Source organism: Oharaeibacter diazotrophicus (genome assembly GCF_004362745.1).
Taxonomy (GTDB): domain Bacteria; phylum Pseudomonadota; class Alphaproteobacteria; order Rhizobiales; family Pleomorphomonadaceae; genus Oharaeibacter; species Oharaeibacter diazotrophicus.
Genome location: NZ_SNXY01000007.1, coordinates 530,744 through 553,352, shown reverse-complemented (window position 1 = coordinate 553,352; position 22,609 = coordinate 530,744). Strand labels below are relative to the sequence as shown.

Here is a 22,609-nt window from a genome sequence, read left to right as displayed (position 1 = left end):
TCGGCGAGGCACCGGCGGCGGTTTTTCGATGCGGGGCCGGTTCGGCCCGCATCGGTCAGGACATCGTGGCCTTCACCAGGAGCTTCGGCCGCTTGACCATCGGCAGCGGGTTCGACTCCGTGTGCATCTCCACGCCCTTGCCGAACTTCATGCGTTCGAGCGGCGCCACGAAGACCTGCTGTTCCTGGCCCGTCGGCGGCGCCACGTTGGCGGCGTCGACGAAGTCCGGCGGCGCGAAGTAGGTCCGGAACACGTCCTGCGTCCCGAGCGGCACGAAGCGGGCCGTGTTGGCGGGGATGAAGCGCCGGGAGGTCTTGGAGCCGTCCTCGTTGAGCTTGGTCGCGACGCCGCGGTACTCCTCGAACACGATGCCCGCGTAGACGAACCGCCGGCGGAGATCCTGGGTGATCGGATCCTGCTCCTTGGCGTAGTACTTGTAGGCCTCCTTGATGGTCGGGTGCGACAGCAGCTGATCCATCCACTCCGGCGAGCAGAGGGCGAGCAGCCCGGTCATCACCTCGCCTTCGAGGTTGTCCTCCATGTAGCCGCTGACGCCGCGCAGCACCGACAGGACGTCGGTGGTCCCGGTCGTGAAGGCGAAGTCCACCACCTTCTCGGTGACGCCGAACTCGGTGAACAGGTTGGTCACCACCGTGCCGTCGTAGTCGACGATGAGGCCCTGGAGCGCGTAGGCGCGCATGTGCTCCAGCGTGATCGCGTGCTTGTTGCGGATCGTGATCAGCTTCTTGTTGACCATGTCCTGCACGCTCTGCAGGCCGCGCGCCGGCGCCAGCGACACCCGGTTCTGGACGTCGACGGCGAGCACCGCGTCGTCGTGGGGGATGTGCGGGATCATGAAGGGACGGGCGTCGGCGCCGGCCCGCGTGCCGACGCTCGCCGGCCCGCCGCGCGGGCGCATCGGCAGCAGGTTGAGCGTGTCGTTCTCGCGGGAGATCGCCACCGACGTCGTCGGCACGCCCTCCTCGGCGAAGATGCCGAGCTCGCGGATGCGGCCGTAGCTGTTGGGGACGATCGAGATCGCCGACGTCAGGGAGGTCGACGAGAACAGGTCGTTGTTGAAGATGTCGAGGATCGTTTCCGGATCCATGGGATGGCCCTTTCGGCGCGGCCCCGCGGGGCGTGGGACGATGATCGCCGCGGTGGCGCCGCGGCTTTGTGTCAGGCGCTCTCGCGCACCAGGATGCCGACGGCGGCGAGCTGGGTGATCGCGGCGGCGCGCTTGGTGGAATCGTTGATCGTCGCGCCCCAGGTCAGGCCGGCGTGTCCGGCGATGGCGTCGCGCGCCACCACCACCGCCTTCTGGTCGGCAGCGCTGGCGTCGACCGGAGTGACGAGCACCGCGACAGCGGTCTGCGTCCCGTCCGAGCCGGAGGCGGCCGCCGCGACGTACTTGCCCGACGCCGTCACCTTGGCGAGCACGGTGCCGGTCGCCAGAACGCCGGCGCCGGAGGCGATCGTGACCGTCTCCCGGCTGTAGTGGTTCGGCTCCTCGTACTTGAGCCAGTCCGTGATCATCTTCTTCTCGGTCAGCGCGGCCATGGCGGCTGCTCCTTCGTCGGCGAGGGTTGCGGGCGGTCAGACCTTGATGCCCTGACGCGCGAGGGTGGCCTTCATGCTGTCGGCGAGGGTGGCCGCGCCCGGCTTGCCGGCGCCGCCGGGGCCGATCGGCGTGTCGCGCCCGGCCATCGCCTCGCGCAGGCCGGAGGCCTTCGGCGCGGCGGCGAGCAGGTCGCGCGCCTCGTCGACGGAGATCTTGCCGGCCGCGACCTTGCGGCCGAGCTGGCCCGCGAGCTGCTCGCGCCCCTTGGCCTCCGGCAGGTCGAGCACGGCGAAGCCGTCGGCGCCGCCGGACTTCGCCGCCTTGGCGCGCGGCTTTCCGCGCTTCGCCGACGCCTGGGCGCCGTCGCCGGCCTCGGCGGTCTCCCCGGCGTCCTCGGCCGCGGTCTCCTCCTCGGCACCGGCCACCAGCACCTCGATCTCGGCGAGCTTGTCCTCGAGGCTCTTCTCCTCGTCCGTCAGGATCGCTTCGATCTGGTCGAGCACCTCCTGCGCGTTGCCGTCGCCCGCTTCCGCCTTGGCGCGGAGACCGGCCATCTGGATCTTGAGGCTCATCGCCTTCTCCTTGCTCTCTCGGCGCGTCTTGGGGGCCTTCGCCCGGGACGCGCCGGGGCCGCTGGTCGGCGAAGGGACGGGAGACGCCGCCAGACTGGCGGCGAGCGAGGCGAAGGCCTCGCGCTCGGTCGCGATGCCATCGATCAGGCCGAGCGCCTCGGCAGACCGGGTCGCGTCGGCGTGGCGGCCGAGGAAGATGCGGGCGTTCTGGGCGCGGATCGCCGCCGCGGTGAGCCCGCGGCCGGCGGTGACGCAGGCGATGAAGTCGCCGGCGATCTGGTCGACGTCGGCCTGGATGTCCGCCCGCGCCGCATCGTCGAGCGGCTTGAAGGCGGCCCCCGCCGTCTTGCCCGGCGAGGATTCGATCGCCTCGGTCTTGAGACCGATCTTCGCCAGCCACTCGCTTTCGTCGACGTGGAGCACCACCACGCCGATCGAGCCGGTGTAGCCCTGCGCCGTCGACAGCACCCGGTCGGCCGCCGAGGCGACCGCGTAGGCCGCCGACAGCGCCCAGGACGTGTGGACCCACACCGGCTTGCCGCCGGCCTGGGCGCGTCCGGCGCGGATCTCGGCCGCGAGGTCGAAGGCCCCGTCGGCGAGACCGCCCGGGCTGTCGATCCGCAGCATCACCGCCCCGACGTCGGGGTCGGCCTGCGCCAGCGCGAAGGCGGCGCCGATCTGGGCGTACCCCGGCACGAAGCACTCGGTCCACCAGTCGTAGTAGCCCCGCGCCGTCAGGATGCCGCAGACTTCGATCACCGCGATCCGCCCAGCGAGGCGATAGCCGTCGCGCCACTCGCCGCCGCCCGCGTAGGCGAGCGGCCTCGCCGCCCTGCGGCCGGCGTCCTGCCCGTCCTGTGCCGCGCCTCCCGCAGGGGCCGATGCGCGGAAACCGTCGGCGTAGCGCGACACCAGTGCGCCCGCCGCCCGCCGCTCCATGAGCAGCGGTTGTCCGACCGCCGCGAGCGTCAGCCCGAGATCGTCCATCGTCTCTCCGATCCTGCGGTGTGGTCAGGCCGCGCCGGCCTCGAGGCGCTCGCGGCGGTCGCGGGCGTCCTGGTCCTCGCCCTCGGTCGCCGTGGCGTCGGCGGCGGCCGTCGCGCCCGCGGCGACGAGGCCGGGCAGCATCTCGGCGACCAGCGCCTCCTCGCGGGCGAGCTGGGCGAGGTTGAGCATCAGGTCTCCGCCCTGTTCGGCGATCTCGCGCTCGAGGGTCGAGATCTTCGCCGCGATCCGCTCCCGCGCCGCCTGGGCTTCCTTCACCGGGTCGACGTAGCCGCGCGGCGGCCCGATCCACTCCGCTTGGGTGTAGGCGTAGGGCGCGTCGTAGAACGATGGCGCGCCGGGCGGCAGCTCTATGTCGCCGATGTCGATCGCGTCCTCGAGCCAAGCCGTGAAGATCGGCTGGGCGAGACCGTCGGCGAGCAGGGACCGGAACCGCGTGATGGTGCGCCACACCTCGTTGAGGGCCGCCCGCGCCGACGAGTAGTTCGTCTTCGACCAGTCCATGGACAGCTGTTCGTAGCTGATCCCGAGGCTGGCGGCGAAGTTCTGCAGGAACGCAGCCTGGAAGGCCGGATACCCTACGACATTGCGCGGATTGACGTTCATTTCCAACTTGTCGGTCGGGAACGCGGTGATGAACCGCGCGTCCGACATCGTGCGCCGGCCGTCGTAGTACCTGGCGCGGCTGGTCGCCCATCCGTCCCAGTCGACCCCGCGGCCGCCCGCCCCGCCGCCGAGCACCTCGGACGCGAACTCCGGGCCGAGTTCGGTGTAGAAGGCCCCGACGATCGAACCGTTGAGCGCCGCCGCCTTGACCTCGCTCTCGGAATAGCGCGAGAGCAGGCGGCTCTTGACGAGACCGGCCACCAGCTTGGAGACGCCGCGCGTCTGCTCGGCCGACAGCATCTCGTAGACGTGGAGTACCTTGGGCCGCTCCCACCCGGCCACCATGTCCCACCGCTCGACGCGGTCCCACGCGAAGGGATCGCTCGCAACCCCGACGTCGTGCGGATGCCGCCGCCGGAAGTGGTAGGCGATCGGCGCACCATCGGCATCGAGTTCGACCCCGCCCCGCAGCCGGTCGCCGTCCATCATGCCGGCCGGCGTCGACAGCCGATCCGGGTCGATCGCCTGGAAGGCCGTCGCATAGGCCCAACCCCGTCGCGGCATCCACCGCAGCAGCGTCGTCGCCTCGCCGTCGCGCACCAGGTGGCGGGCCGAGAGTCCCATGTACGCCACGAACTTCAGCCGCCGCTGCGCGTCGCAGCGAAAAGTCGGGTCCTCGGCGTAGACGCGCCACCGCTCCTCGATCCGCTGGCCGAGGTCCCGGGCCGCGTCGACGTCGATCCCGAGCAGCCGCGCGTTGGGCTTGCTCGACAGCCGAAAGGTCGACCCGACCGAAAGATCGACGAAGCGGTCGCACACGGCCTGCGCCCAGCCTTCCGAGCGCACCATGTCCCTGATGCGCGCGATCGACAGGTTCCGCTCGGGTAGCCAGGCCGCATCGGGCGACCAGAGCGGGGGATACCACCCCGCCATCGCCTGCGACGACACGTCGGCCGCCGCATAGGCCGACCGGCCGGTCACGCCGGTGACGAGCTCGGCCGACGGCCGCCGCGACGCCCCCATGCTGTCGCCGGCCTGGACGCGATAGCGCGGCTTGCTCACGCGCGCGCTCCGAAGCCGGGCAGGATCGGGCCGAGCCCGGAGGCCTCGCCGCTGGCGCCGGCGCGCTCCATCCTGAGCCGCGCCAGCTCGCGGTTGATCTCGCCGAGGCTCGTGGTCGCGAAGGTCACGCTTCCGGCATCCGGGAACGTCGAGGAGACGACCTGCGTCCCCGACACGCGGGCGCGTCGGGCCGCCTCGAGCGCCGCGATGTCGGCGTCGATCTCTTCCACTGTCCTCGGCATGATGTCCTCAGTGGTTGAGCGTCGAGAGGGTGGCGAGCACGCTCGCCATCACCGCCGCGCCGCGCGGCTGCTTCGGCGCCGCCTCGGCGACGTCCTCGGCCTCGGACGGCGCCGCCAGCGGGCGCGGGCGGAACAGGTCGTCGAGGGCCGCCTCCGGAACGCCGCGCTCCGTCGCCAGCCGCTTCCAATCGTCCTCGGTCATTCGGCTGAGACCGAGATGCGGCAGTTCGGCCAACGCCATGTTGCCGACCCGGCAGTCGAGCAGGTGGTTCGGCCCGTGCTCTTCCCACACCCGCGTCGTCCGGCCGCCGCGCTTCTTCACCACCACGCTTTCGCTGGTGACCTGACGGAAATAGACCTCGTCGAGGAAGTCGCCGAAGTGGCAGTACCCCGGCGGGTCCACGTCCGCCCCCGCCGACACGCCGTCCTTGCGCAGGCGCGCATAGAACAGGCTCTTCAGAGAGTAGTTGCCGACCGGCCAGAGCAGGGCGCCGTTCTTGGTCTTCTTGCCCTTGTAGTTGATGTCGACCGGCGTCGCCGTGCCGATCGCCGGCTGAAACCATCCCGGCTGGCCCTTGCACGCGTAGCAGTCCGGCCGGCCGCGGACGAAGGTCGTGACGACGTGTTGGTTGTAACCGGCGTCGACCCCGAACGCGTCCACGGTCCAGCGGCGGCCGTAGGCGTCCGGATAGCTCCGCTCGATCACCCGGGCGAGCTCGGCGAATGCTCCCGCGGCGGCATCGTCGGTCTCGCCGTCGATGTAGCCGGCGTCGACGCACCACGAGACACAGTCCCGCCCCCAGGCGACGATCTCGTACCAGATGCCGGCGCCTTGGACGTCGGCGAAGCCCGTCAGCACCAGTCCGCCGGCCGGGATGGTCCGGCGCGCGTATGCGACGCGCCGTTCCATCAGCCGTTCCCACTCCGGCGCGTCGCCGCGCACCCGGTAGGTGCGGCCGAGCCAGAGGTTCACGAAGGCGGAGAGCTTCTTCTCGTCGCCCTGCGCCGCCCACCACTTGGCGGCGATGTCGTCCCACGTCACCAGGAGGGACGTCAGCGTGTCCACGTGGAAGCTCGGCGGACGATGCGGTCCCGGCTCGTCGGCGACGAAACGGCCGGCGCGGATCAGCGCCGCCCGTTCGTGCGCTTCGATCGGCCGGCCGCAGCACTGCGCCGCGTAGTAGGCCCGGTACGGCGGCTCGCGATTGAACTTCAGGTGCTCGAACTGCAGCGCGATCTCCTCGGTGCAACCCGGGCACCGGATGCGCCAATGGCGTTGGTCGCCGCGCTGGAACGCGTCGTCGATCCGCGACGCCCCTTCGACCGTCGGCGTCGAAATGACGAACTTCTTCCAGTCCGCCGTCGCGCGGAACGCCATGAAGCGGGCGTCGACCAGCTCCATCGGGTCGCCCTGGCCGGGCAGCTCGTCGGGCCAGCGGTCGACCTCGTCGCAGCCGATGTACTTGATCGTCTTCGACGAGAGGTCGGACGCCGAATTGGCGTTCGCCAACACCAAGCTGCCGCCGGGAAACTTCTTGCGGGTCGCGGTCGATCCGTCGCCGCTGCGCGAGGTCTGCGGCGCCACCACGTCCCGGAGCGCCTTGGTCCCCGTGATCGCCGGCGTCAGCTTCTCGGCCGAGAACTCGTTGAGCGCATCGATCGTCGGCAGCACGATCATCATGCGGCAGGGCGCCGACAGCATGGAGCTGCACAGCCACCCGACCATGACCGTCGTCAGGCCGGTCTGCGCCGACTTGCGGACGACCACCTCGTTGTACGGGCTGTCCGGGGCGAGCGCGTCCATGATCGCCGGCGCATAGGGCGTCTGCCGGGGATCCCAGAGGTCGCCCGCGAGCGGCCCGTCCGGCACCACCAGGTTCTCGCGCGCCCAAACCGACGGCGTCACCGGCTCCGGCGGGACGATCACGGCCGCGAGCACGCCCGCCACGACGGCGATGGCGGCCCGGCTCGGCGTGATCATGCATCGTCTCCGTTCGCAGTCGCGGCGTCCTCGGCCGCCAGCAGCTTCATTTCGGCCGCGAGCACCTTGCGCAGGTCGTAGGCCGCTTCCTTGAGGAGCGCCCGGGCGCCGGGGACTCCGTCCTTGGCGACCGCGCCCGCGATGTCCTCGGCACGGCGCGGCAGGTTGTCGATGGCGCGCACCAGCGCCTCGGCGCACCGCATCATCGCCCGCTCGACGTCCGCCGTGAGCAGGATCTGCCCGAGCGCCTTGCCGAGCTCGATCTCCTCGCGGTCGGCCGCGTACCGGGCGCGCCGCGCGTCCTCGACGGCCCGGACCGGATCCTCGGCCGTCGACTTCCGCGACGGTCCGGTATCCGCGCCGCGATCGGGGCGGGTCCGGACCTGGGCGAAGTCGGTGGTCTCTCCGACGAGGCGGTCGTACTCGGCGACGGGCACCATCTTCTGCTGCCCGACCATCTGCGTCGCCAGCACCCCGTCGCCCTCGAACCGGCGCACCCGCTTCGACACCGCCTCTTTCGAGACGCCCTTCAGGCGCGCCAGCTCCGACACGGACAGCATCAGGGGACGCCCGGCCTCACCCGCCGCGTCAACCCCGTCCCGTCCACCCGTCAACGCCGTCAACCCCGTGAAATCGCTGTCCAACTAGAAAACGCCCGCCCTTCGTGTTCCCGCATTGCGTCCGGACCCGGGAAGGACCCGTGGGGCCCGCGGCCACGTTGCCGGTCTTCGGTGAAGGCAGGGGGGAGGAAACGAAAAGGGCCCGGTTCGATCGAACCGAGCCCTTAACCTTTTCATCTGTGAGTGAACATGCCGCAAGTCATAACCGCAAGTCAAGCGGCTCGTGACCTCCGCCCTTTCGCGACCCTGTCGAGCCTCGGCCCGACCCGAGGCCGGAGGTCGGGCAGCACCCTCGGTTCGGCGGCTTCCCAGGGCAGCGCCGGCAGCGGACAGGGCAGCACCTCGACTTCGGCGAGCACACCGTCGAGATCCGCGACGAGCACATCCATCGCCGCCCGCCAGACTTCGGCCTTCGCCCTGCAGACGAGCGACGGAACGGGATCGGGATCGAGGTAGGGCTTGCGATACGCATCGGGATAGGGCCTCCGCCCGCGGGCGTCGTACCCGTCGACCTCTTGCTCGATGGCTTCGCCCTCGACGACGACGACCTGACGGCGGAAGTACCGCGGCCGGCCATTGGCGTGCGTCATGTACCGCAGCTCCGGCGGGTCGACGATCATGTCCGGCAGACCGAGGATGGCAAACTGCTGCACCAGTTCGGACGGGCGACGGCGCAGCATCACCCGGAACACCTCGGTCGCGCACTGGACCTCCAGCCCGTGCAGGTCGACGCCGCACCACGCTCCGACCTCGCCCCCCTCCGGATAGACCACCGGGCAGCCGTCGAGCGCCACCACCGCCTCGTGGATCGCGACGGCGTCCGGATGGGGATCGTCGAACTTCGTCGGGTCGAGCACCACCCCGAAGGCGTTGTCCGGGAGCGTCCACCAGTCCGCGAGGGCGTTCGGCCCAACGGACCCGTTGCCGTAACCCAACACGCCCTCCTTCACCCGGACGCGGCTCTTCGGCAGTTCCTCGCGGTAAGCCCAGCGCACGGCTTCGTCGATCGTCATCCGCTTCATGGTCATCGTCCCGTCAAGGGAGGATCGAATACGATCGTCCCACGCCCAAGATATTGTTTTCATTTGGCTTGGGAGGATTTGGGAGGATGGGAGGATATTTCCGTGTGTACCTCATGTGCGCATGCGCATCATGTGAGACCTCGGCGAAACCCTCCCATCCTCCCAAATCCTCCCATTCCGTTCGTTTTCAACGGCTTGCAGGTGGGAGGTTCGTTCGGCCATCCTCCCATGTCCCCCCGATCCTCCCGACGATCAGGGCGGATGGTCGGGCAAGTCCTCGTAATCGCGCTCGCTCTTCACGAGCACGACGTCCAACCACCACATCACGTTGGATTGCTTGGACCGGAAGCCCCGTTCCTTCATCGCTGCGGACAACCCCTTGGCCGACCACTCCTTTTCCCCGTTCACCCGGGCCCATGCGGAGTGGACGCGGTGAAGGTCGCTCACCTGGACGCGCCCGCCCGGCGATGGTCGGACGGCATCCGCCAGGAACCGGCCGAGCGGGTCGCTGTCCTCTCGATACTGTTCCGTCGCCTCCACCACCGCGTCCGGCCACACCATGCCGCCGTCGAGGTAGTCCCGCAGCCCGTCGAGCAGGCGGTTGAGGATGCCCGACCCCTCGGCCGCGAGCTTCAGCGGCAGGAGCCGGTCGGGCGAGCCCACCGTGACCAGCCACGGCACCAGCACCAGCCGGCGCCAGATGCCCTCGTCCGTGCCGTCGATCGACGGCCGGTAGTTGCCGGACATGGTCAGCTTGAACGCCGGCCGGAACTTGAAGTAGTCGCGGTTGAGGTGCCGCGCCTGGATGGGCTCGCCGCCGGTCACCAGCTTGATCAGCGCCTCGGCGAGCTTGGCGCCCTTCTCGGGTTCGGACGTGCGCAGGAAGCGGACGCCGGGCAGGATGGCGAGATCCGGCGTCGCCGCCCCCGCGTTTCGCCCGCGCCCCTGGTCGAGGAACGTCTCGATCGGGACCGTCTCGCCATAGTCTCCGGCGACGGCACCCCAGGCGTCCACCAGCGTCGACTTGCCGTTCTTGCCCTTGCCGTAGAAGAAGCAGAGCTTTTGCTCGCCGACGTCGCCCGTCAGTGAGTATCCGCCCCATTGGTGCAGGAATCGGCGCATCGCCGGCGCGGGCTGCACCTCGGCGAGGAACCGATCGTAGACCGGCGCCGCCGCGTTCGGATCGTAGATCACCGGGGCGAGCTTGGTGATGTAGTCGCCGGGATCGTGCGGCCGCAGGGTGATCGGGTCGCCCTCGCCGGGGCCGCGGCGGATCACCAGCGTCCCGTTCGCCACGTTGATCCGGAGCGGGTCGGCATCGAGCGCGCTCGGCGCGACGGCGAGATAGGGCGCCGCCTGCGGCGGAATCGGCTTGAGCTTCGCCGCGGCCTCCGAAGACCGCCCCCAGTCCGCGACCTTCTCGCTGTAGAGCTTCACCTTCGGCGGCGTTCCGACCAGGTGGTCGCGATCGGACGCGGCCACGGCCTTCGCTTCGTCCTGGATGCGCCGCACCACGTCGTGGACGGCGCGGGTCACCATCTCGTCGGCCCCCTCGCGCGCCCAGCGCTGCCCGGTCCACACCAGCCAGCCGTGCGCCGCCACGTAGATCAGACGCCCCTTGTAGCGCGCCGCGAACCGCTCGGCGTTGCCGAGATCGGTCAGCGGCTTGAACCCGAGCTCGAGGTCGAGCGCGGCGCTCTCCCCCCACCCCTTGGGCGAAGCGTCGAGCACCGCTCCCGATTGGGAGGATGAAGCGACCGGACCGGCCGAGGGCGCGGGAGTGTGCCCTCCGCCGGACGCACTTCCGTAGTCGTCGAGCCCGCCCGGCGGCACCCATTCCCCTTCGGTCGGCATCGCCGGCGCCATCTCGCGGCGCGCGGCACGGTCCGCCCGCTCGCGGGCCTTGCGGCGGATCTCGCCGAGGTCGGACGGCTTCGCCGCGCCGTCCCGCAGGGCCCGCTCCACCGTGCCCCCCGGCCGCAGCGCCTTGTCGTCGCTCGTCAGGCCGAGGGCGAGGCAGGCGTCGACGAGCACTGCCAGCGCGGTGGAATGGGCGATCGCGCCGGCACCGACGAGATGGCCGATCGAGAGCGCCCTGTCGTTGATGGTCTGGTTCCGCATGCCCGGCTGTGCCGAGGCGATGTCCCGCGCGGCGCTGTCGAGCGCGGCGAGCCCGTAGCGGCGCACCGCCTCGTCTTCGGGCGAGGACGTCGAGGCGGCGCCGGCCTTGGTGGCGGTGGCGGCGGACGTCGCCCGCGCGGCCGCGGCGGCGAAGGCACCCCGCTTGAGCAAAAGGTCGAGCAACCCCCGCCCGAGCGGGCCATCGAGCGGCGGCAGCGCGCGGAGGTCGCCGTAGCCGTCCGGGAAGACATAGGCCTTGCCGTCATCCATGATCGACGGCGGCACGATCACGTAGCCGCCGTCGCCGCGGACGTCCACGTGCTCGCGGATGGCCTCGGCAACGCCGGCGACCTTGGCGAACAGCCCGACCCTGTTGCCTACGGCGACGCCGTCGGGGGCGGCGAACCACAAGTGCAGGCCGCCGCTCTGCGTCACCGATCGCACGGGGAACACCCGCGTTTCCGCGCCTTCCGCGACGGTCATCTCCCCGGCGGAAACCGCCCACTCGAACAGCGCGTGCAGCATGACCTCGACCGGGTGCGTCCGCGGGTCGAGGTCGATCACCACCACCCCCGACCGCGCGCCGGTCGGCATGCCGATCAGCGCCTTCGGCCATCGCCGCCACCAGCCCCGGATCGTCTCGGCATCGGTGGTCGCCAGATAGAGACCGCCGTCCTTCGCGCCGGGCGCGCTCTCCCGCGGCACCAGGGGCCGCTTGCCCTCGCCCTTGGCGGCCGAAGGCGAGCACGGGAACACCGGAACCCCGGCGGCGGCCCAGGCGAGCGCGGCGGCTAGGAGCGGATTGTCGTTGCTCATCCCCCCGGCCCTCCGAACAAATCCGACTGCCCGCGCGACACTGCGCGCTCCCGCGCCCGCCGAGAGGCGATGTCGAACAGCACCTTCTCGCCGCGCGCGACCCGGCTCGAAATGCCGCTCGCGACGTCGAGGCGGGCGCGGTGCGCGACAGCCTCGGTCTGGTCGACCGAGATCGCCCCGGCCGCGATCGCGCGATCGCGGGTCGCCTGACAGACGTCGAAGTGCAGCCACGTCGCCGTCGGCGGCTGCTGCATCCAGCGGCGCGAAAGGCCGATCCGATCGGCCATCGCCAGCAGCTCCGACTTGGAGTCCGCCCACATGTGGCTCATCAGCATCCGCCCGAGCGGGCGGCGCGCGTCGTCGACATAGACCGCCATCATCACCTCCCCGGCACGTGGTCGCGGCAGTACCAGGAACCCGGCCGTCCCTTTCGGATCGACACGGCAATTCCGAAGGGCGCGTATGACGACCCGCACACGGCACATCCAACGGTCGGCTCGCGCGCCGGCGCGACCGGCGGCGAAGGAGACGGCAGGGCGGAGAACAGATCCGGCGCGCTCATTCGGCCGCCTCGCGTCGCTCGGCCATGTCGGCGCAATTGGCGGCGACCAGCGCGGCGGCGATCGGAGGGCACACGCTGTTGCCGCACATGCGCACCTGCGCCGTCTTCGTCAGCGCGCGCCGCTCGCCAGCGAAGTCCCCTTCGGCGATGACGTAGTCGTCGGGAAAGCCCTGCGCCCGGAAGAGCTCGCGCGGCGAGAGCATCCGCATGCCGATGTCGACGATCTCATAAGGTTCGCCGTGGATCGTCACCAGACCGAAGCGCGGCTTCGTCGTCGCCGTGTGCAGCGGCTCACGAAGATCCTGCCCGACGGCGGTGTCGTAGTACTTCGCAAGAAACGCACGGACCTCTGCCGTGTGGGTGCCGCCGGCCGTCACCGTCCGAAGCAGTTCCCGCGGATCGCCGCCGCTGCCCTCGTTGCTGCCGTAGTGATGGCCGAGGAAGGCGGCAACGAGCGCATGGTGCGTACCGCCCGCCACGATCGTCCGCGTCGGTTCGCCGACCGCATAGTGCGGCTTGTCGCCGAAGTTCGACTTCACCATCAACGCGGCGGCGAGGCTCCCGCCGTTGGCGGTCGGCACCACGGCCGGCGCCGGACGGTCGATCGCGACGGTTCGCGGTTCCTGACCCTCCCGCTCGCCGTAGCGGGGCACGAGATACGGGGCGACGAGCGCATGGTTGTTGCCGCCGGCCTGCACCGTCGGCAAAGGCTCGAACGGCCCGTAGGCGCGACGGCCGCCGCTGTCGCCATGCGCGATGCCGGCGACGAAGGGCGCGACGGTCGCCTCGACCACCCCGAGCGGCGCCGCGCCGCCGGGGCGTGTCACGTGCCCGTTCGCCGTCACCGTCGGCAGAGGGGCGCGCATGTCGGCTCCCACGCTGTTTTCGCGGAACTTTGTGACATGGGGCACGACGAGGGCGTGCTCACCGCGGGCGGCCGTCGTCACGGTCCGAACCGGCTCGTCGATCGGGTGCGCCCGCGGCGCACCGGTGTGCGTGATCGGCACCAGGAACGCGTCGTCGCCGGCCTGGAACACGTACCGCATCAGCCCCTTGAAGATCCGCGCCATGGTCGCGTCGGCGAGCGGCCGATTGGCACCGACGGCGCGCCCCTCCTCCTTGGTGAGAAAGATCGAGGGGCAGGCCAGCGACCAGTCCACGATGTCCGCTGCCGTCCGCCACGGGGCACGACGGCCGTCGCGCACCTCGGCGCTATCCGGCGCACCGTGCGTCGGTTCCGGCCACACGATCGGCCGGCCGTCGCGCCTGGCGATCAGGAACAGCCGCTTGCGCATGGTCGGGGCGCCGTAGTCGCAGGCGCGCAGTTCGCGCCACTGCACCCGGTAGCCGAGGCGCCGCAGCTCGCCGACCCAGCGATCGAAGGTCTCGCCCTTGCGATCGGGGCACGGAATGAACGCGCCAGCCCCCGGCGACACCTCGACGAGCGGGCCCCAGTGCTGGAACTCCTCCACGTTCTCCAGGATGATCACACGGGGCCGCGCTCGCCGTGCCCACAGGATCACCGTCCACGCGAGGTCGCGCACCGAGCGCTTGACCGGCTTGCCCCCCTTGGCCTTGCTGAAGTGCTTGCAGTCCGGCGAGGCCCACAGCAGCCCGACCGGCCGCCGACCCACCACCTCGAGCGGATCGACCTGCCAGATGTTGCGCGACAGATGCACGGTGTCCGGGTGGTTGGCCGCGTGCAGCGCCAACGCCTCGGGGTCGTGGTTGATGGCGTAGTCGGGCGAGCGGCCGAGGGCCATCTCGATCCCGGTGGAGGCCCCGCCGCCACCGGCGAAACTGTCGACGATCAGTTCCCTCATCCGCCCCTCCCGGTCCAGATCTCGACGACCCGCCGCGACGCGCCGAGCGCCCGGGCGATCCGCCATGTCGCCCACCCGAGCGCGCCGAGCCGGGCCGCCACGCGCCGACGGCGGGCGGAGCGAGCGCGCACCACGCGCACTTTCAGAGGCGGACGCCCGCCGCGGCGCCGCAGCACCAGGAGGTCGGTCATTCGCCACCTCCGAACAGCCCATCGCCCTCCGCCTCCGCCGCCACGCCGAAGCGCTCGACGTCCCCGGGCATCGTCAGCGCCTCGCGGCACCCGACCGGAATCCACGTCAGGCGGGTATCCCCCGCGGCAAACACGCGCTTGCGCCACACCACCCAGGCATAGGACGTCGCGGTGTTGCCCTCCGGTTCCCAGCGCCCGCGGTGCATCGGCACCCGCCCGGCGCGGGATCAGCCCGGCCGGCACGCCCCATTCCGCGGCGGCGACGCGCAGCAGCGCGAGCACGCGGCCCGCGAGGGTGGGCCCCTCCGCGCCGCCCTGCGCCGCGAGGTCCACGTTGTCGCCGACGAAGGCGCGCAGCACGGCGACCTCTTCCAGGGCCGCGGCGCGCTCGGCCGCCAGCCGCGCGACCTCGCGGCGCAGCCGCTCGATCTCCCCGGCGCGCTCGGCGTCGACGCCTTCCCCGGCGTCGGCGCGCTCGTCGACCGGGATCACGGCGCAATAGGCGCCGGTGACCGGGTCGCGGGTCACGATCCGGTCGAAGTGCAACGGCTCCATCCACATCAGCCGGGCGAGGTGGCGCTCGCACTCCTGCCGCCACTTCTCCCGGAGGCGGACGTCCGCCGAGGCGTCCGCCGGCAGCGGGCGCGGCGTTGCCCGGGCCAGGATCGCGCGCGTCGCCGCTTCGCGACCGGCGCGGGTCAGCGGCAGCGGCACGACCGTGCCGACGAGGCCGCCTCCGAGGGGAGCGTTCACGACCGCCCCCCGCGGCGCCCGCAGCGCCAGCCGTGGACGAACCAGCCCGGATGTTCGGCCGCCCAGGCGTCGGCGACGGCGCGCCCTCCGAGGGCGCACCCCATCACCGACGCGGGGCCCGGGATCGAGACCCACGCGCACCGGGCGGGCTCGGCCGAGAGACAGACGAGGACGGTGAGCATCACCATCACGAAACACTCCGACCGGCCTTGACGCGCTGTCCTGCCCGCCCGGCGAATTCAGGGAGAAAGAACCCGCGTCGAGCGCCGCCGACGAGTTGGACGTGCCGTTCCTTGGTGACGGTGCCGAGCGTGTCGTCGCCGCGATGGTGGCCGTCGACCCAGACCCAATAGGGCTCGGCGACGCCGTCGATCAGGCGCCAATGGCCGATGACGAGATGGCCGCGCACCCCGGCAAAGCTTTCGACGGGTTTCAAGATCCCCCGGTGCATCGCGGTCTTCGGAAGGATCAGGTCCACGACGTTGTAGGAATGCACAGGGCTGCCGGTCTGCGCCCGTCGCCGCGCTGCCGCCCGCATTGCCTTGTCGACCGGCGATCCCATTACGCGCCGCGTCGAGGTCACGCGGTTGTTGGACAGCGCCAACACCATCGAGGCCCAAGTGCCGAGTGCAAGGGATGCAAAGTCTCTTGGGACAGCATCGTCATGCGCAGCGATCTGAATTATATCAGGGTGTACGTATTGAGCTATGAGCTGGGCGCGTCCATCAACGCCCGAGAACACACAAATCTTACGGCCAAGGCAAAGAAATCCAAAACAAGCAGTTGACGCCTCGATCCAAAACGTCGGGGATGGCTTGAGGGTGAATGCCATTTCTACGATATCACGGGTATTTCGCCCTCGGCATTCCGTCAACGTCGCTTGTAACGCCTCGCCGGAAAACACGAACCGGTCGCAAAGCGCCGTCGGTCCTACCGATCCAGGCACGTGGTTCCGGTCCGGCATCTTGAGAATGTCCTTCGCCATCCTCTCTTCCTCCCAGAACGGAGCGGCCTGGGCGCACAGGCGATCGGCAAGCAGCTTCATCGCGCGTCACTCCCCGAGTTCGGCGAGATCGGCGTCGACGGCGCGCTGTCGCGCCAAGCCGCACCACAGCGCGACGGCATAGCCGCCGATCGCGAGCACGGCGGTCAGCCCGAGCACGGCGAGCGGGGTCGCGACGGCGAGGGTCGCGGCGTCGGAGATCGGATGCACGCACATGGGTCAGCCCCTCCCTGCCATCGGCAATATCGCAATTTGCGTTGAATTGGACTGGACAGAGCTACCGCAATATGCGATGTTTCGACCATGAAAACGGTCACCTACTCCGCCCCCGCCCTTCGCGCCCTCGGCAAGCACAAGGCCGATGCCAAGCGGATCATGGACAAGGTCCGGCGCTACGCGGACACCGGCGCGGGTGACGTCAAGCAGTTGGTCGGCTCGACCGATCGCCGCCTTCGCGTCGGTGACTTCCGGGTCATCTTCGCCGAGACGGCCGACACCATCACCGTTCTGACGATCGGCCCGCGCGGCGCGGTCTACGACTGAGAGGACACCATGAACGTCAAGATCCAGACCATCGAAATCCCGGGCGGCGAGCCCATGGTGGTGATGACGCGGTCCGACTTCGAGGCCCTTCGCGACGCCGCGGATGCCGCCGAAGCCGCCGCGGTCCGCGCCGGCATCGCACGCGGCGAGATCGAGACCTTCACCGAGGAGGAGACCCTCGCCTATCTCGCCGCCGCGACCCCGCTCGCCTTCTGGCGTCGCCGACGTGGCCTCTCCCAGCAGGCCCTCGCCGCCGCGGCCGGCATCAGCCAGAGCTACGTCGCCGACCTCGAGGCCGGCCGCCGCAAGGGCGATCCGGCGCTGTTCCTGCGTCTGGCGCGCGCGCTCGGCGTCGCCATGGAGGCGATCGTCGTCGACGAGGAGCGCGGGGCCGGCGAGTGACCGCCGAGGGACCGGTCGCGTCATCCCTCATCCCCCCACCACCTTGAGGCCGCCCCGCGCCGCGGCGATGTCGCTGCGCATGCCGGCGACCGCCCGGTCGAGCTCCGAATAGCTGCGCTCCAGCGCCGCGAGCTCGGCCGGCGTCAGCCGCCCGTCGGCCATCGCCTCGGCGCCGACCGCCGCCGCCTCGGCGGCCGCCCGGATCGCCGTGGCATGCGCGCCCCACACGCCCGCCGCCTGCCCGCCGGCACCGTCCGGCCCGGTCAGCGCGCGCCCGGCGTGCTCGGCCATCACCTCGGTGACGAGCGGCTGGCCGGTCTCGCGCTCCAGCGCCATCGCCGCCGTCAGCGGAATCACCGCGCCGTCGTCCGTGTTCGCCCAGCGCTCCACGTTGCTCTTGGAGTATTTCGCCACCTCCGCAGCCCGCTTGAAGCCTCCGGCGAGCGTGACGAGGTCCCGCGTCGCCGCCTTCAGTCTGTAGAGCCATTGATCCTGGTGCATGACGTCCTCGCGTGACCTGTCCCGCGCCGGGAACCGACGCTCGTTTTTCCCGTGGCGGGAGGACTGCATTTCCCCGATGGTCCCTTTGTCGAACCATTCACCAGGGGATTACCGATGACGGACCCTGACAAGCCCGGGCGGCGCGCCGCAGCAGCCCGTCGGCTCTCCGACGCGCTCGCTCGCCTCGCGCTGCTGCAGGCGATCGCGGCCACCACCCCGCCCGGCCCGTCGAGCGGCGGAGGCGGCGCCGGCCGGCGGGGAGGAAGCGCCGGCGAGCCGGGCGGGACGGCCGATGGCGCCGGGGTCGACGGCGCCACCGATGGAAGAGAGGCCCTCTTCGTCAGTCATGAAGAAGTCTTCCGCCGAAAGCGCAATGCCACGCATCTTCGCAGCTCTTAGCAGCACAGGAACATGCCGCGTCGGGATGACCCCGCCGGTTCCGCCGCTGTCGCCCTTAGGAAGGCGCCAACGGCACACACGAGACACGTCAACCTGCGCGATCTCCGCGACTTCGGAGACCCCTCCCAGGCGCAAGATGATGGAGGCAGCGGGATCGCAATGAGTACTCATGGCTGTACTATGCGTTTATCGCATAGGCTTGTCAACTGGAATCATGCCCTATTCGCACATGACTGCATAGGGTCTGCCGTGCGACAAACGCATATGCACGCGAAAGCCGACCCGTACCTTGAATGGTTGAACGCCGGTTTATCCAAGCCCGGCAAATCCCAGTCCGGTCTTGCCCGGGCGATGGGGGTTGACCCGTCTGTCGTGAACAAGATCAGTAATGGAAAGCGCCGGCTGAAGTCCTCTGAAATCCCGATCGCGGCCACTTACATTGGAGAGCCTGCGCCAGCGCCAGACGAGCTTCAATACGTTCCGATTGACGAGGACGGGGCGCCATCGAGCCCTTCATCATCAATTGGGATGGATGGTCCGCGCATGGTCTACACGCCGGAGGTGTCCGGCGCATCTCCTGAGGTTGACGTGCGCGGTGGCGCAGGGGATGGGGCAATCGGGAACGCAGCAATTTTCGCGCTGCCAGCCGGCGGCTCGGCGACCGGGCATGAGGTCATCGGCGAATGGCTGTTTCCCATGCCATTCCTCCGCCAGGAGCTGAAGGCCCGTCCAGGCTACACGGTCGTTGTTGAGGTTCAGGGCGATAGTATGCGCCCAACCTTGGAGCCGGGGGATCGGGTCATTGTAGACCTTTCGCAGAACAGGCTTGGGCCGGATGGCGCGGTCTATCTCATTTCCGATGACGACGGCGAGCCGCAGGTAAAACGCATCCAGAAAACAGATGGTGAGCCGCGCAAAGTGCTGGTCACTTCCGACAACCCAGCTGTCCGTGATCGACCCATGCGCGCAGATCGCGTCAAGATCATTGGACGAGTCGTAGGGCGATTCACGCGGCTGTAATTAAAGGAGATAAGGATGCGTTATTGTCTCCCTAAGATAACAGCTTTTGTTTTTTGGGCTATTACTGCGGCTCCGGCACATTCGGGAGACGAGATAATATTCGGACATTGGTCTGTACTAAAGATGAATTGGGGATACCAGGTGCAATTTCGGTCAAATGCATACGACAGATCAGCAGAAATCTCTTCAGTCGCGTGGTTCAAATGTAATTTAAAAGATGGAATTTTCTTGGTAATAGCTGTATTCCCGGCACCACAGGAAATACAAACTACTGATGTTATTTTTTGGAACGACAGCGGATCGAGGGGTAGAATGAAAGTTTATTACTCAAATGGAGTATATATATCCGATATTCTTAAAAAAGATTCTGATGAGTTGAACAATTTCGTAAGAACGATAGCGTCTGCACGAGCTCATTTGCGTATTAGCATCGGTGGATCATCATTCGATTATGACGCCATTGATGCGACCGCCGCCATTGCGGAGTTTGATAAATACTGCCCGATTGGTCTCCAAGCTGGGGGTAGATAGCTTTAGCCCTATGCCCACGCCGAGCATCGGCGCATATCCAAACTTCGTTCGCCCCACCCCACTGTTCCGATCTCCGCAGCCTTTAGCCGCTCCGGTGTAGCCGTCTTCCCGGAAAAGCGCAGGTTGCCCCCCCCCGATCTGACCCTTCTGAATGTAAAATTATGCTGTTTTCGCACATTCTGAGTTGACATGACTGTGCGATAAGCGCATACACCCCATCACCGACGCATCGCGTCACCTGATGGGGGCTACAGTGTTTGACCTCGTTCCCTGGATCGCGGCGATCGCCTCGACCCCCGTGTATCGCACGGGGATCGCACGCGATCGTTCGGGATCACCGGACTTCGGGGAACGCACCGGCGTTGTGCGGCAGCAGGTGGCGGGTCAGCGCCTGCCAGCGGGTGACCGCGAGGCGCTTGGCCGTCTCGCCGAACAGGCTGGCCTGCGCCGCGTTGTAGGCCACCACGTCGACCGCCCGCATCGCGGGCCGCTCCTCGCCGTAGAGCCGATGCAGGCACCCCTCGAACCGGGCGGCCCTCGCGGCGTCGAGCGGCTCGGCTTCGACGATGTCGGCCATGAGGTCGTGAAAACGCCGCTGCAGCACCGCGTGTTCCGCGGCCTTGCGGCCGAGGCCGAACACCAGGTCCACCGCCGCGCTCACCGCCGCGACGATCGAGAATGTCACGCCGACGGCGCCGTATTCGTGCCCGAAGGCCGCAATGGCCCCGGACGAGGTCAACACCGTCGCGAACTTCAGGACGTTGTCGGTGACTTCGTAGAAGTTGCGCCGCGCGCCGTTGTAGAGCGCGCAGCGCAGGGCCTCGGCCTTGAGCCTCTCGGTCAGCGTCCGGGCGGGCGCACCCCCGGCGGGTTGGATCGCGGCGGGTTCGGCGAGGGCGGCGGCGGCGGGGCCGGCCGCGGCGGGCTCGGCGTCGGCGGATTCGCCATGTCCCATGATGGCACTCCCATTCGTGTAGCTCCTCGGTGGCAAGTCGGTTCGAGGGGTTGCGCGAGCCGGGCCGTCGGCGCGGCCCGGCACTCTTCTACCACGGCGCTCCATCGCACTTCCATGCCACCTCAGGACACGGAGTTCACGGCGTTGTCCGATCCCGACGCTCTCCCCCGGTTTTCCACCGCGCTGCGCGACGCCGGGCGCGCGCTCGCCGAGGCCGCCACCACGCTTCGCAGGGCCGCCGAAGCGGTCGAGGTCACACCCGTCGGCGAGATCCTCCGGGCGCTCGGCGCCGATGTCGGGCCCCTGGGCGATGCCCTGGAGCGCCCGGACGAGCCCCCGCGCGCCGAGATGCTCGCCGCCGGCCCGATCCGCCTGCGCATGGCCGGCGACATCGCCGATCTCTCGCGCGACCTCGCCGAGGGCGTCGTGACGCGCGCCGATCTGGAGCGGCGCGGCTGGACTCGGGCGCAGATCCGTCTCCACGGCCCCGCCGCCATCCAGCTCGCCGCCGAACTCGCGGGAGAGGCGCGATGAGCTCTGTCCTTCCCTGGCTCGCCGGAGCCTGTGCCGCCGCCGTGGCCCTCGTCGTCATGCTCCGCGAGGAGCTCGCCGCGCGCCCGGTGCCGACGCTCCTGCGCACCGCCGCCGACGGCGCGGCCATGCTCGCCACCGGCGCGCTCGCCGTTGCCCTGGTGCTCGGTGCCGTCGCGCTCGCCCCGCCGCCCGCCGGCCAACCCACCCCCGTCGTCGCCACCGCCGCCCGCGCGGCCTGACCGCGCCGCCCGCCACACCCCCGAGGACGCCTCATGACCTGGATGCAGACCGGCACCGGCCGGGCGATCGACCTGATCGCTCCTCTCGTCACCGACATCGACTTCGCCGGCGACGTCGCCGGCCCGCTCGCTCGGACCGCCCGATGGGCCGGCCAGACCCCGGCCGGGCCGATCTCCACCGCCCAGCACTGCGCCGTCGGCACCCAGGCGATCCTCCGGGACACCGGCAATCGGGAGCTCGCCGCCGCCTTCCTCTTGCACGACGCGCACGAGGCCTTCGTCACCGACATCACCCGGCCGACGGCCGAGGGGATCGCGGCGATCGCCTACCAGCTCGCCCGAGACGAGGCCGGCGACTTCGCGGCGCGCGCCGTCGAGCGCTTCACCGTGCGCGCGCTCCACGAGATCAAGGCGCGCCTCGACGCGGCGATCTATCCGGCCGCCGGCCTGCCGTGGCCGCTGCCGCGCGTCGTCGCCATGGCGGTCAAGGACTGGGACGACCGTCTCCTCCAGACCGAGCGCCTCCTCCACATGGCGCCCTGCGGCCGGCCGTGGGGATGGGATCATGCGCCCCCGCGCGCCGTCGAGCTCAAGCCCGCTTGGACCCGCCCGTGGCCGTGGCCCGAGGCCGCCGACCGCTGGTTGGCGCTGCTCCACGACCTCTGCCCCGTCACCCGGCGGACGGCCGCCTGAGAGACCGCGAGGGACCGATGTCGAGATCCATCAACCGCGTCACCCTCCTCGGCCACCTCGGGGCCGATCCGGAGAGCCGCCGGACCCAGGACGGCCGGCTCGTCGTCACCTTCCGCATCGCCACCGGCGAGGCGTGGCGCGACAAGACCACCGGCGAGCGCAAGGAGACCACCGACTGGCACACGGTGGTGATCTTCAACGAGGGCCTCGCCAAGGTCGCCGAGCAGTATCTGCGCAGGGGCTCGCACGTCTGCGTCGAGGGCCAGCTCAAGACGCGCAAGTGGCAGGACCAGTCCGGGCAGGACCGCTACGCCACCGAGGTCGTGCTCCAGGCCTTCCGCGGCGATCTGGTCCTGCTCGACCGGTCCGAGCGCCAGGCGCCCGACGAAACCGCCTACGGCGCCGCCCGCACCCGTCCCGATCGCCCCGACCCGACCGCCGCAGCGGCCCCGCCCTTCGACGACGAAGTGCCGTTCTGAGGAGAAGAGACCATGTCCAGTCCCGTGTTCCGCCGCCTGACGGACCTCATCGGCTTCGTGGCGCGCGGCCGGTTCGCCGAGCGCTGCGACCAGCACCTCGCCGACGCGCTCGCCGCCCTCGAGGCGCAGCCGGACGGCTCCGGCACCGTCACCCTCACGGTGACGCTGACGATCTCCGCCCAGCAGGACCGCCTCGACGTCAAGCCGAGCGTCAAGAGCAAGCTCCCGGAGGAGAAGGGCTTCTCGGCGACGCCGTTCTGGCTCGTCGACGGCGCCTTCTCCGTCCAGCACCCCAGTCAGGCCGACATGTTCCCCCGCCCCGTCGGCGACCGTTCCACCGGCTGAGATCAGCCACGACCAGAGAAAGGACCAT

At 69.9% G+C, this 22,609-nt stretch carries 26 protein-coding genes; 10 read left to right on the top strand and 16 right to left on the bottom strand.

The window, feature by feature from the left end; genetic code table 11:
• Positions 1-55 precede the first annotated feature (55 nt).
• The 14 genes from EDD54_RS11135 to EDD54_RS22960 form a co-directional block, all read right to left on the bottom strand.
• Entirely contained in the window at positions 56-1,108 is a 1,053-nt protein-coding gene (locus tag EDD54_RS11135) for a major capsid protein (RefSeq protein WP_126541235.1), read from the bottom strand.
• A gap of 71 nt (positions 1,109-1,179) precedes the next feature.
• Positions 1,180-1,560, bottom strand: coding sequence for a head decoration protein (locus tag EDD54_RS11130; protein ID WP_126541234.1), 381 nt, complete (start codon positions 1,558-1,560; stop codon positions 1,180-1,182).
• 36 nt (positions 1,561-1,596) lie between these two features.
• Positions 1,597-3,120: a S49 family peptidase gene (locus EDD54_RS11125; protein ID WP_126541233.1), complete on the bottom strand. Its 1,524-nt coding sequence runs from the start codon at positions 3,118-3,120 to the stop codon at positions 1,597-1,599.
• Between the two features lie 24 nt (positions 3,121-3,144).
• Positions 3,145-4,806 carry a phage portal protein gene (locus tag EDD54_RS11120; RefSeq protein ID WP_126541232.1) on the bottom strand — a complete coding sequence of 554 codons (1,662 nt, stop codon included), beginning with the start codon at positions 4,804-4,806 and terminating at the stop codon, positions 3,145-3,147.
• Complete coding sequence (locus EDD54_RS11115; RefSeq protein WP_126541231.1) at positions 4,803-5,048, bottom strand: hypothetical protein; 246 nt, start codon at positions 5,046-5,048, stop codon at positions 4,803-4,805. The genes EDD54_RS11120 and EDD54_RS11115 overlap by 4 nt, the downstream gene beginning before the upstream one ends.
• 7 nt (positions 5,049-5,055) lie before the next feature.
• The gene (locus EDD54_RS11110) at positions 5,056-7,029 is read right to left on the bottom strand and encodes a phage terminase large subunit family protein (protein WP_126541230.1); all 1,974 of its coding nucleotides are present in this window, start codon (positions 7,027-7,029) and stop codon (positions 5,056-5,058) included.
• On the bottom strand, positions 7,026-7,673 hold the full coding sequence (locus EDD54_RS11105; protein WP_126541229.1) for a hypothetical protein: 648 nt from the start codon (positions 7,671-7,673) through the stop codon (positions 7,026-7,028). Before EDD54_RS11105 ends, EDD54_RS11110 begins: the two co-directional genes overlap by 4 nt.
• A 188-nt stretch (positions 7,674-7,861) precedes the next feature.
• Complete coding sequence (locus EDD54_RS11100; RefSeq protein ID WP_126541228.1) at positions 7,862-8,671, bottom strand: hypothetical protein; 810 nt, start codon at positions 8,669-8,671, stop codon at positions 7,862-7,864.
• A gap of 252 nt (positions 8,672-8,923) precedes the next feature.
• The gene (locus EDD54_RS11095; protein WP_126541227.1) at positions 8,924-11,608 is read right to left on the bottom strand and encodes a phage/plasmid primase, P4 family; all 2,685 of its coding nucleotides are present in this window, start codon (positions 11,606-11,608) and stop codon (positions 8,924-8,926) included.
• Complete coding sequence (locus tag EDD54_RS11090; RefSeq protein ID WP_126541226.1) at positions 11,605-11,985, bottom strand: DUF4031 domain-containing protein; 381 nt, start codon at positions 11,983-11,985, stop codon at positions 11,605-11,607. The genes EDD54_RS11095 and EDD54_RS11090 overlap by 4 nt, the downstream gene beginning before the upstream one ends.
• Positions 11,986-12,166: 181 nt before the next feature.
• A complete protein-coding gene (locus tag EDD54_RS11085) occupies positions 12,167-13,993 on the bottom strand; it encodes a DNA cytosine methyltransferase (RefSeq protein WP_126541225.1) in 1,827 nt (608 codons plus the stop codon).
• A complete protein-coding gene (locus EDD54_RS11080) occupies positions 13,990-14,937 on the bottom strand; it encodes a hypothetical protein (RefSeq protein WP_126541224.1) in 948 nt (315 codons plus the stop codon). The genes EDD54_RS11085 and EDD54_RS11080 overlap by 4 nt, the downstream gene beginning before the upstream one ends.
• A 187-nt stretch (positions 14,938-15,124) precedes the next feature.
• Positions 15,125-15,982, bottom strand: a complete 858-nt coding sequence (locus EDD54_RS11075) for a hypothetical protein (protein WP_126541223.1) — start codon at positions 15,980-15,982, stop codon at positions 15,125-15,127.
• A 6-nt stretch (positions 15,983-15,988) separates the two neighbouring features.
• A complete protein-coding gene (locus EDD54_RS22960; RefSeq protein WP_165645023.1) occupies positions 15,989-16,156 on the bottom strand; it encodes a hypothetical protein in 168 nt (55 codons plus the stop codon).
• A gap of 87 nt (positions 16,157-16,243) precedes the next feature.
• On the opposite strand from EDD54_RS22960, the gene EDD54_RS11070 reads away from it, so the two are divergent.
• A complete protein-coding gene (locus tag EDD54_RS11070; RefSeq protein WP_126541222.1) occupies positions 16,244-16,483 on the top strand; it encodes a type II toxin-antitoxin system RelE family toxin in 240 nt (79 codons plus the stop codon).
• Positions 16,484-16,492: 9 nt separating this feature from the next.
• Complete coding sequence (locus tag EDD54_RS11065; RefSeq protein WP_126541221.1) at positions 16,493-16,885, top strand: helix-turn-helix domain-containing protein; 393 nt, start codon at positions 16,493-16,495, stop codon at positions 16,883-16,885.
• A 27-nt stretch (positions 16,886-16,912) separates the two neighbouring features.
• Here the strand turns inward: EDD54_RS11065 and EDD54_RS11060 are convergent, their stop codons facing one another.
• On the bottom strand, positions 16,913-17,386 hold the full coding sequence (locus tag EDD54_RS11060; protein WP_126541220.1) for a phage regulatory CII family protein: 474 nt from the start codon (positions 17,384-17,386) through the stop codon (positions 16,913-16,915).
• Positions 17,387-17,500: 114 nt separating this feature from the next.
• Between EDD54_RS11060 and EDD54_RS22955 the strand changes: the two genes are divergently transcribed.
• The 3 genes from EDD54_RS22955 (at position 17,501) to EDD54_RS11045 (ending at position 19,336) form a co-directional block, all read left to right on the top strand.
• Positions 17,501-17,785, top strand: a complete 285-nt coding sequence (locus EDD54_RS22955) for a hypothetical protein (RefSeq protein WP_165644915.1) — start codon at positions 17,501-17,503, stop codon at positions 17,783-17,785.
• A 264-nt stretch (positions 17,786-18,049) separates the two neighbouring features.
• Entirely contained in the window at positions 18,050-18,805 is a 756-nt protein-coding gene (locus EDD54_RS11050; RefSeq protein ID WP_165644914.1) for a LexA family transcriptional regulator, read from the top strand.
• A gap of 15 nt (positions 18,806-18,820) precedes the next feature.
• Positions 18,821-19,336 carry a hypothetical protein gene (locus tag EDD54_RS11045; RefSeq protein WP_126541218.1) on the top strand — a complete coding sequence of 172 codons (516 nt, stop codon included), beginning with the start codon at positions 18,821-18,823 and terminating at the stop codon, positions 19,334-19,336.
• Between the two features lie 334 nt (positions 19,337-19,670).
• Here EDD54_RS11045 and EDD54_RS22950 read toward each other — a convergent pair whose 3' ends face one another.
• A complete protein-coding gene (locus EDD54_RS22950) occupies positions 19,671-20,291 on the bottom strand; it encodes a hypothetical protein (protein ID WP_165644913.1) in 621 nt (206 codons plus the stop codon).
• A 144-nt stretch (positions 20,292-20,435) separates the two neighbouring features.
• Between EDD54_RS22950 and EDD54_RS11035 the strand changes: the two genes are divergently transcribed.
• Genes EDD54_RS11035 through EDD54_RS11015 form a run of 5 tightly spaced genes read left to right on the top strand, consistent with a single transcriptional unit; the run spans position 20,436 to position 22,581 of the window.
• Positions 20,436-20,825, top strand: a complete 390-nt coding sequence (locus EDD54_RS11035; protein ID WP_126541217.1) for a hypothetical protein — start codon at positions 20,436-20,438, stop codon at positions 20,823-20,825.
• Complete coding sequence (locus EDD54_RS11030; protein WP_126541216.1) at positions 20,822-21,064, top strand: hypothetical protein; 243 nt, start codon at positions 20,822-20,824, stop codon at positions 21,062-21,064. The genes EDD54_RS11035 and EDD54_RS11030 overlap by 4 nt, the downstream gene beginning before the upstream one ends.
• Positions 21,065-21,097: 33 nt before the next feature.
• Positions 21,098-21,757, top strand: coding sequence for a hypothetical protein (locus EDD54_RS11025; RefSeq protein WP_126541215.1), 660 nt, complete (start codon positions 21,098-21,100; stop codon positions 21,755-21,757).
• Between the two features lie 17 nt (positions 21,758-21,774).
• Positions 21,775-22,236: a single-stranded DNA-binding protein gene (gene ssb / locus EDD54_RS11020; RefSeq protein ID WP_126541214.1), complete on the top strand. Its 462-nt coding sequence runs from the start codon at positions 21,775-21,777 to the stop codon at positions 22,234-22,236.
• A 12-nt stretch (positions 22,237-22,248) separates the two neighbouring features.
• Complete coding sequence (locus EDD54_RS11015) at positions 22,249-22,581, top strand: hypothetical protein (RefSeq protein ID WP_126541213.1); 333 nt, start codon at positions 22,249-22,251, stop codon at positions 22,579-22,581.
• Positions 22,582-22,609: the final 28 nt, after the last annotated feature.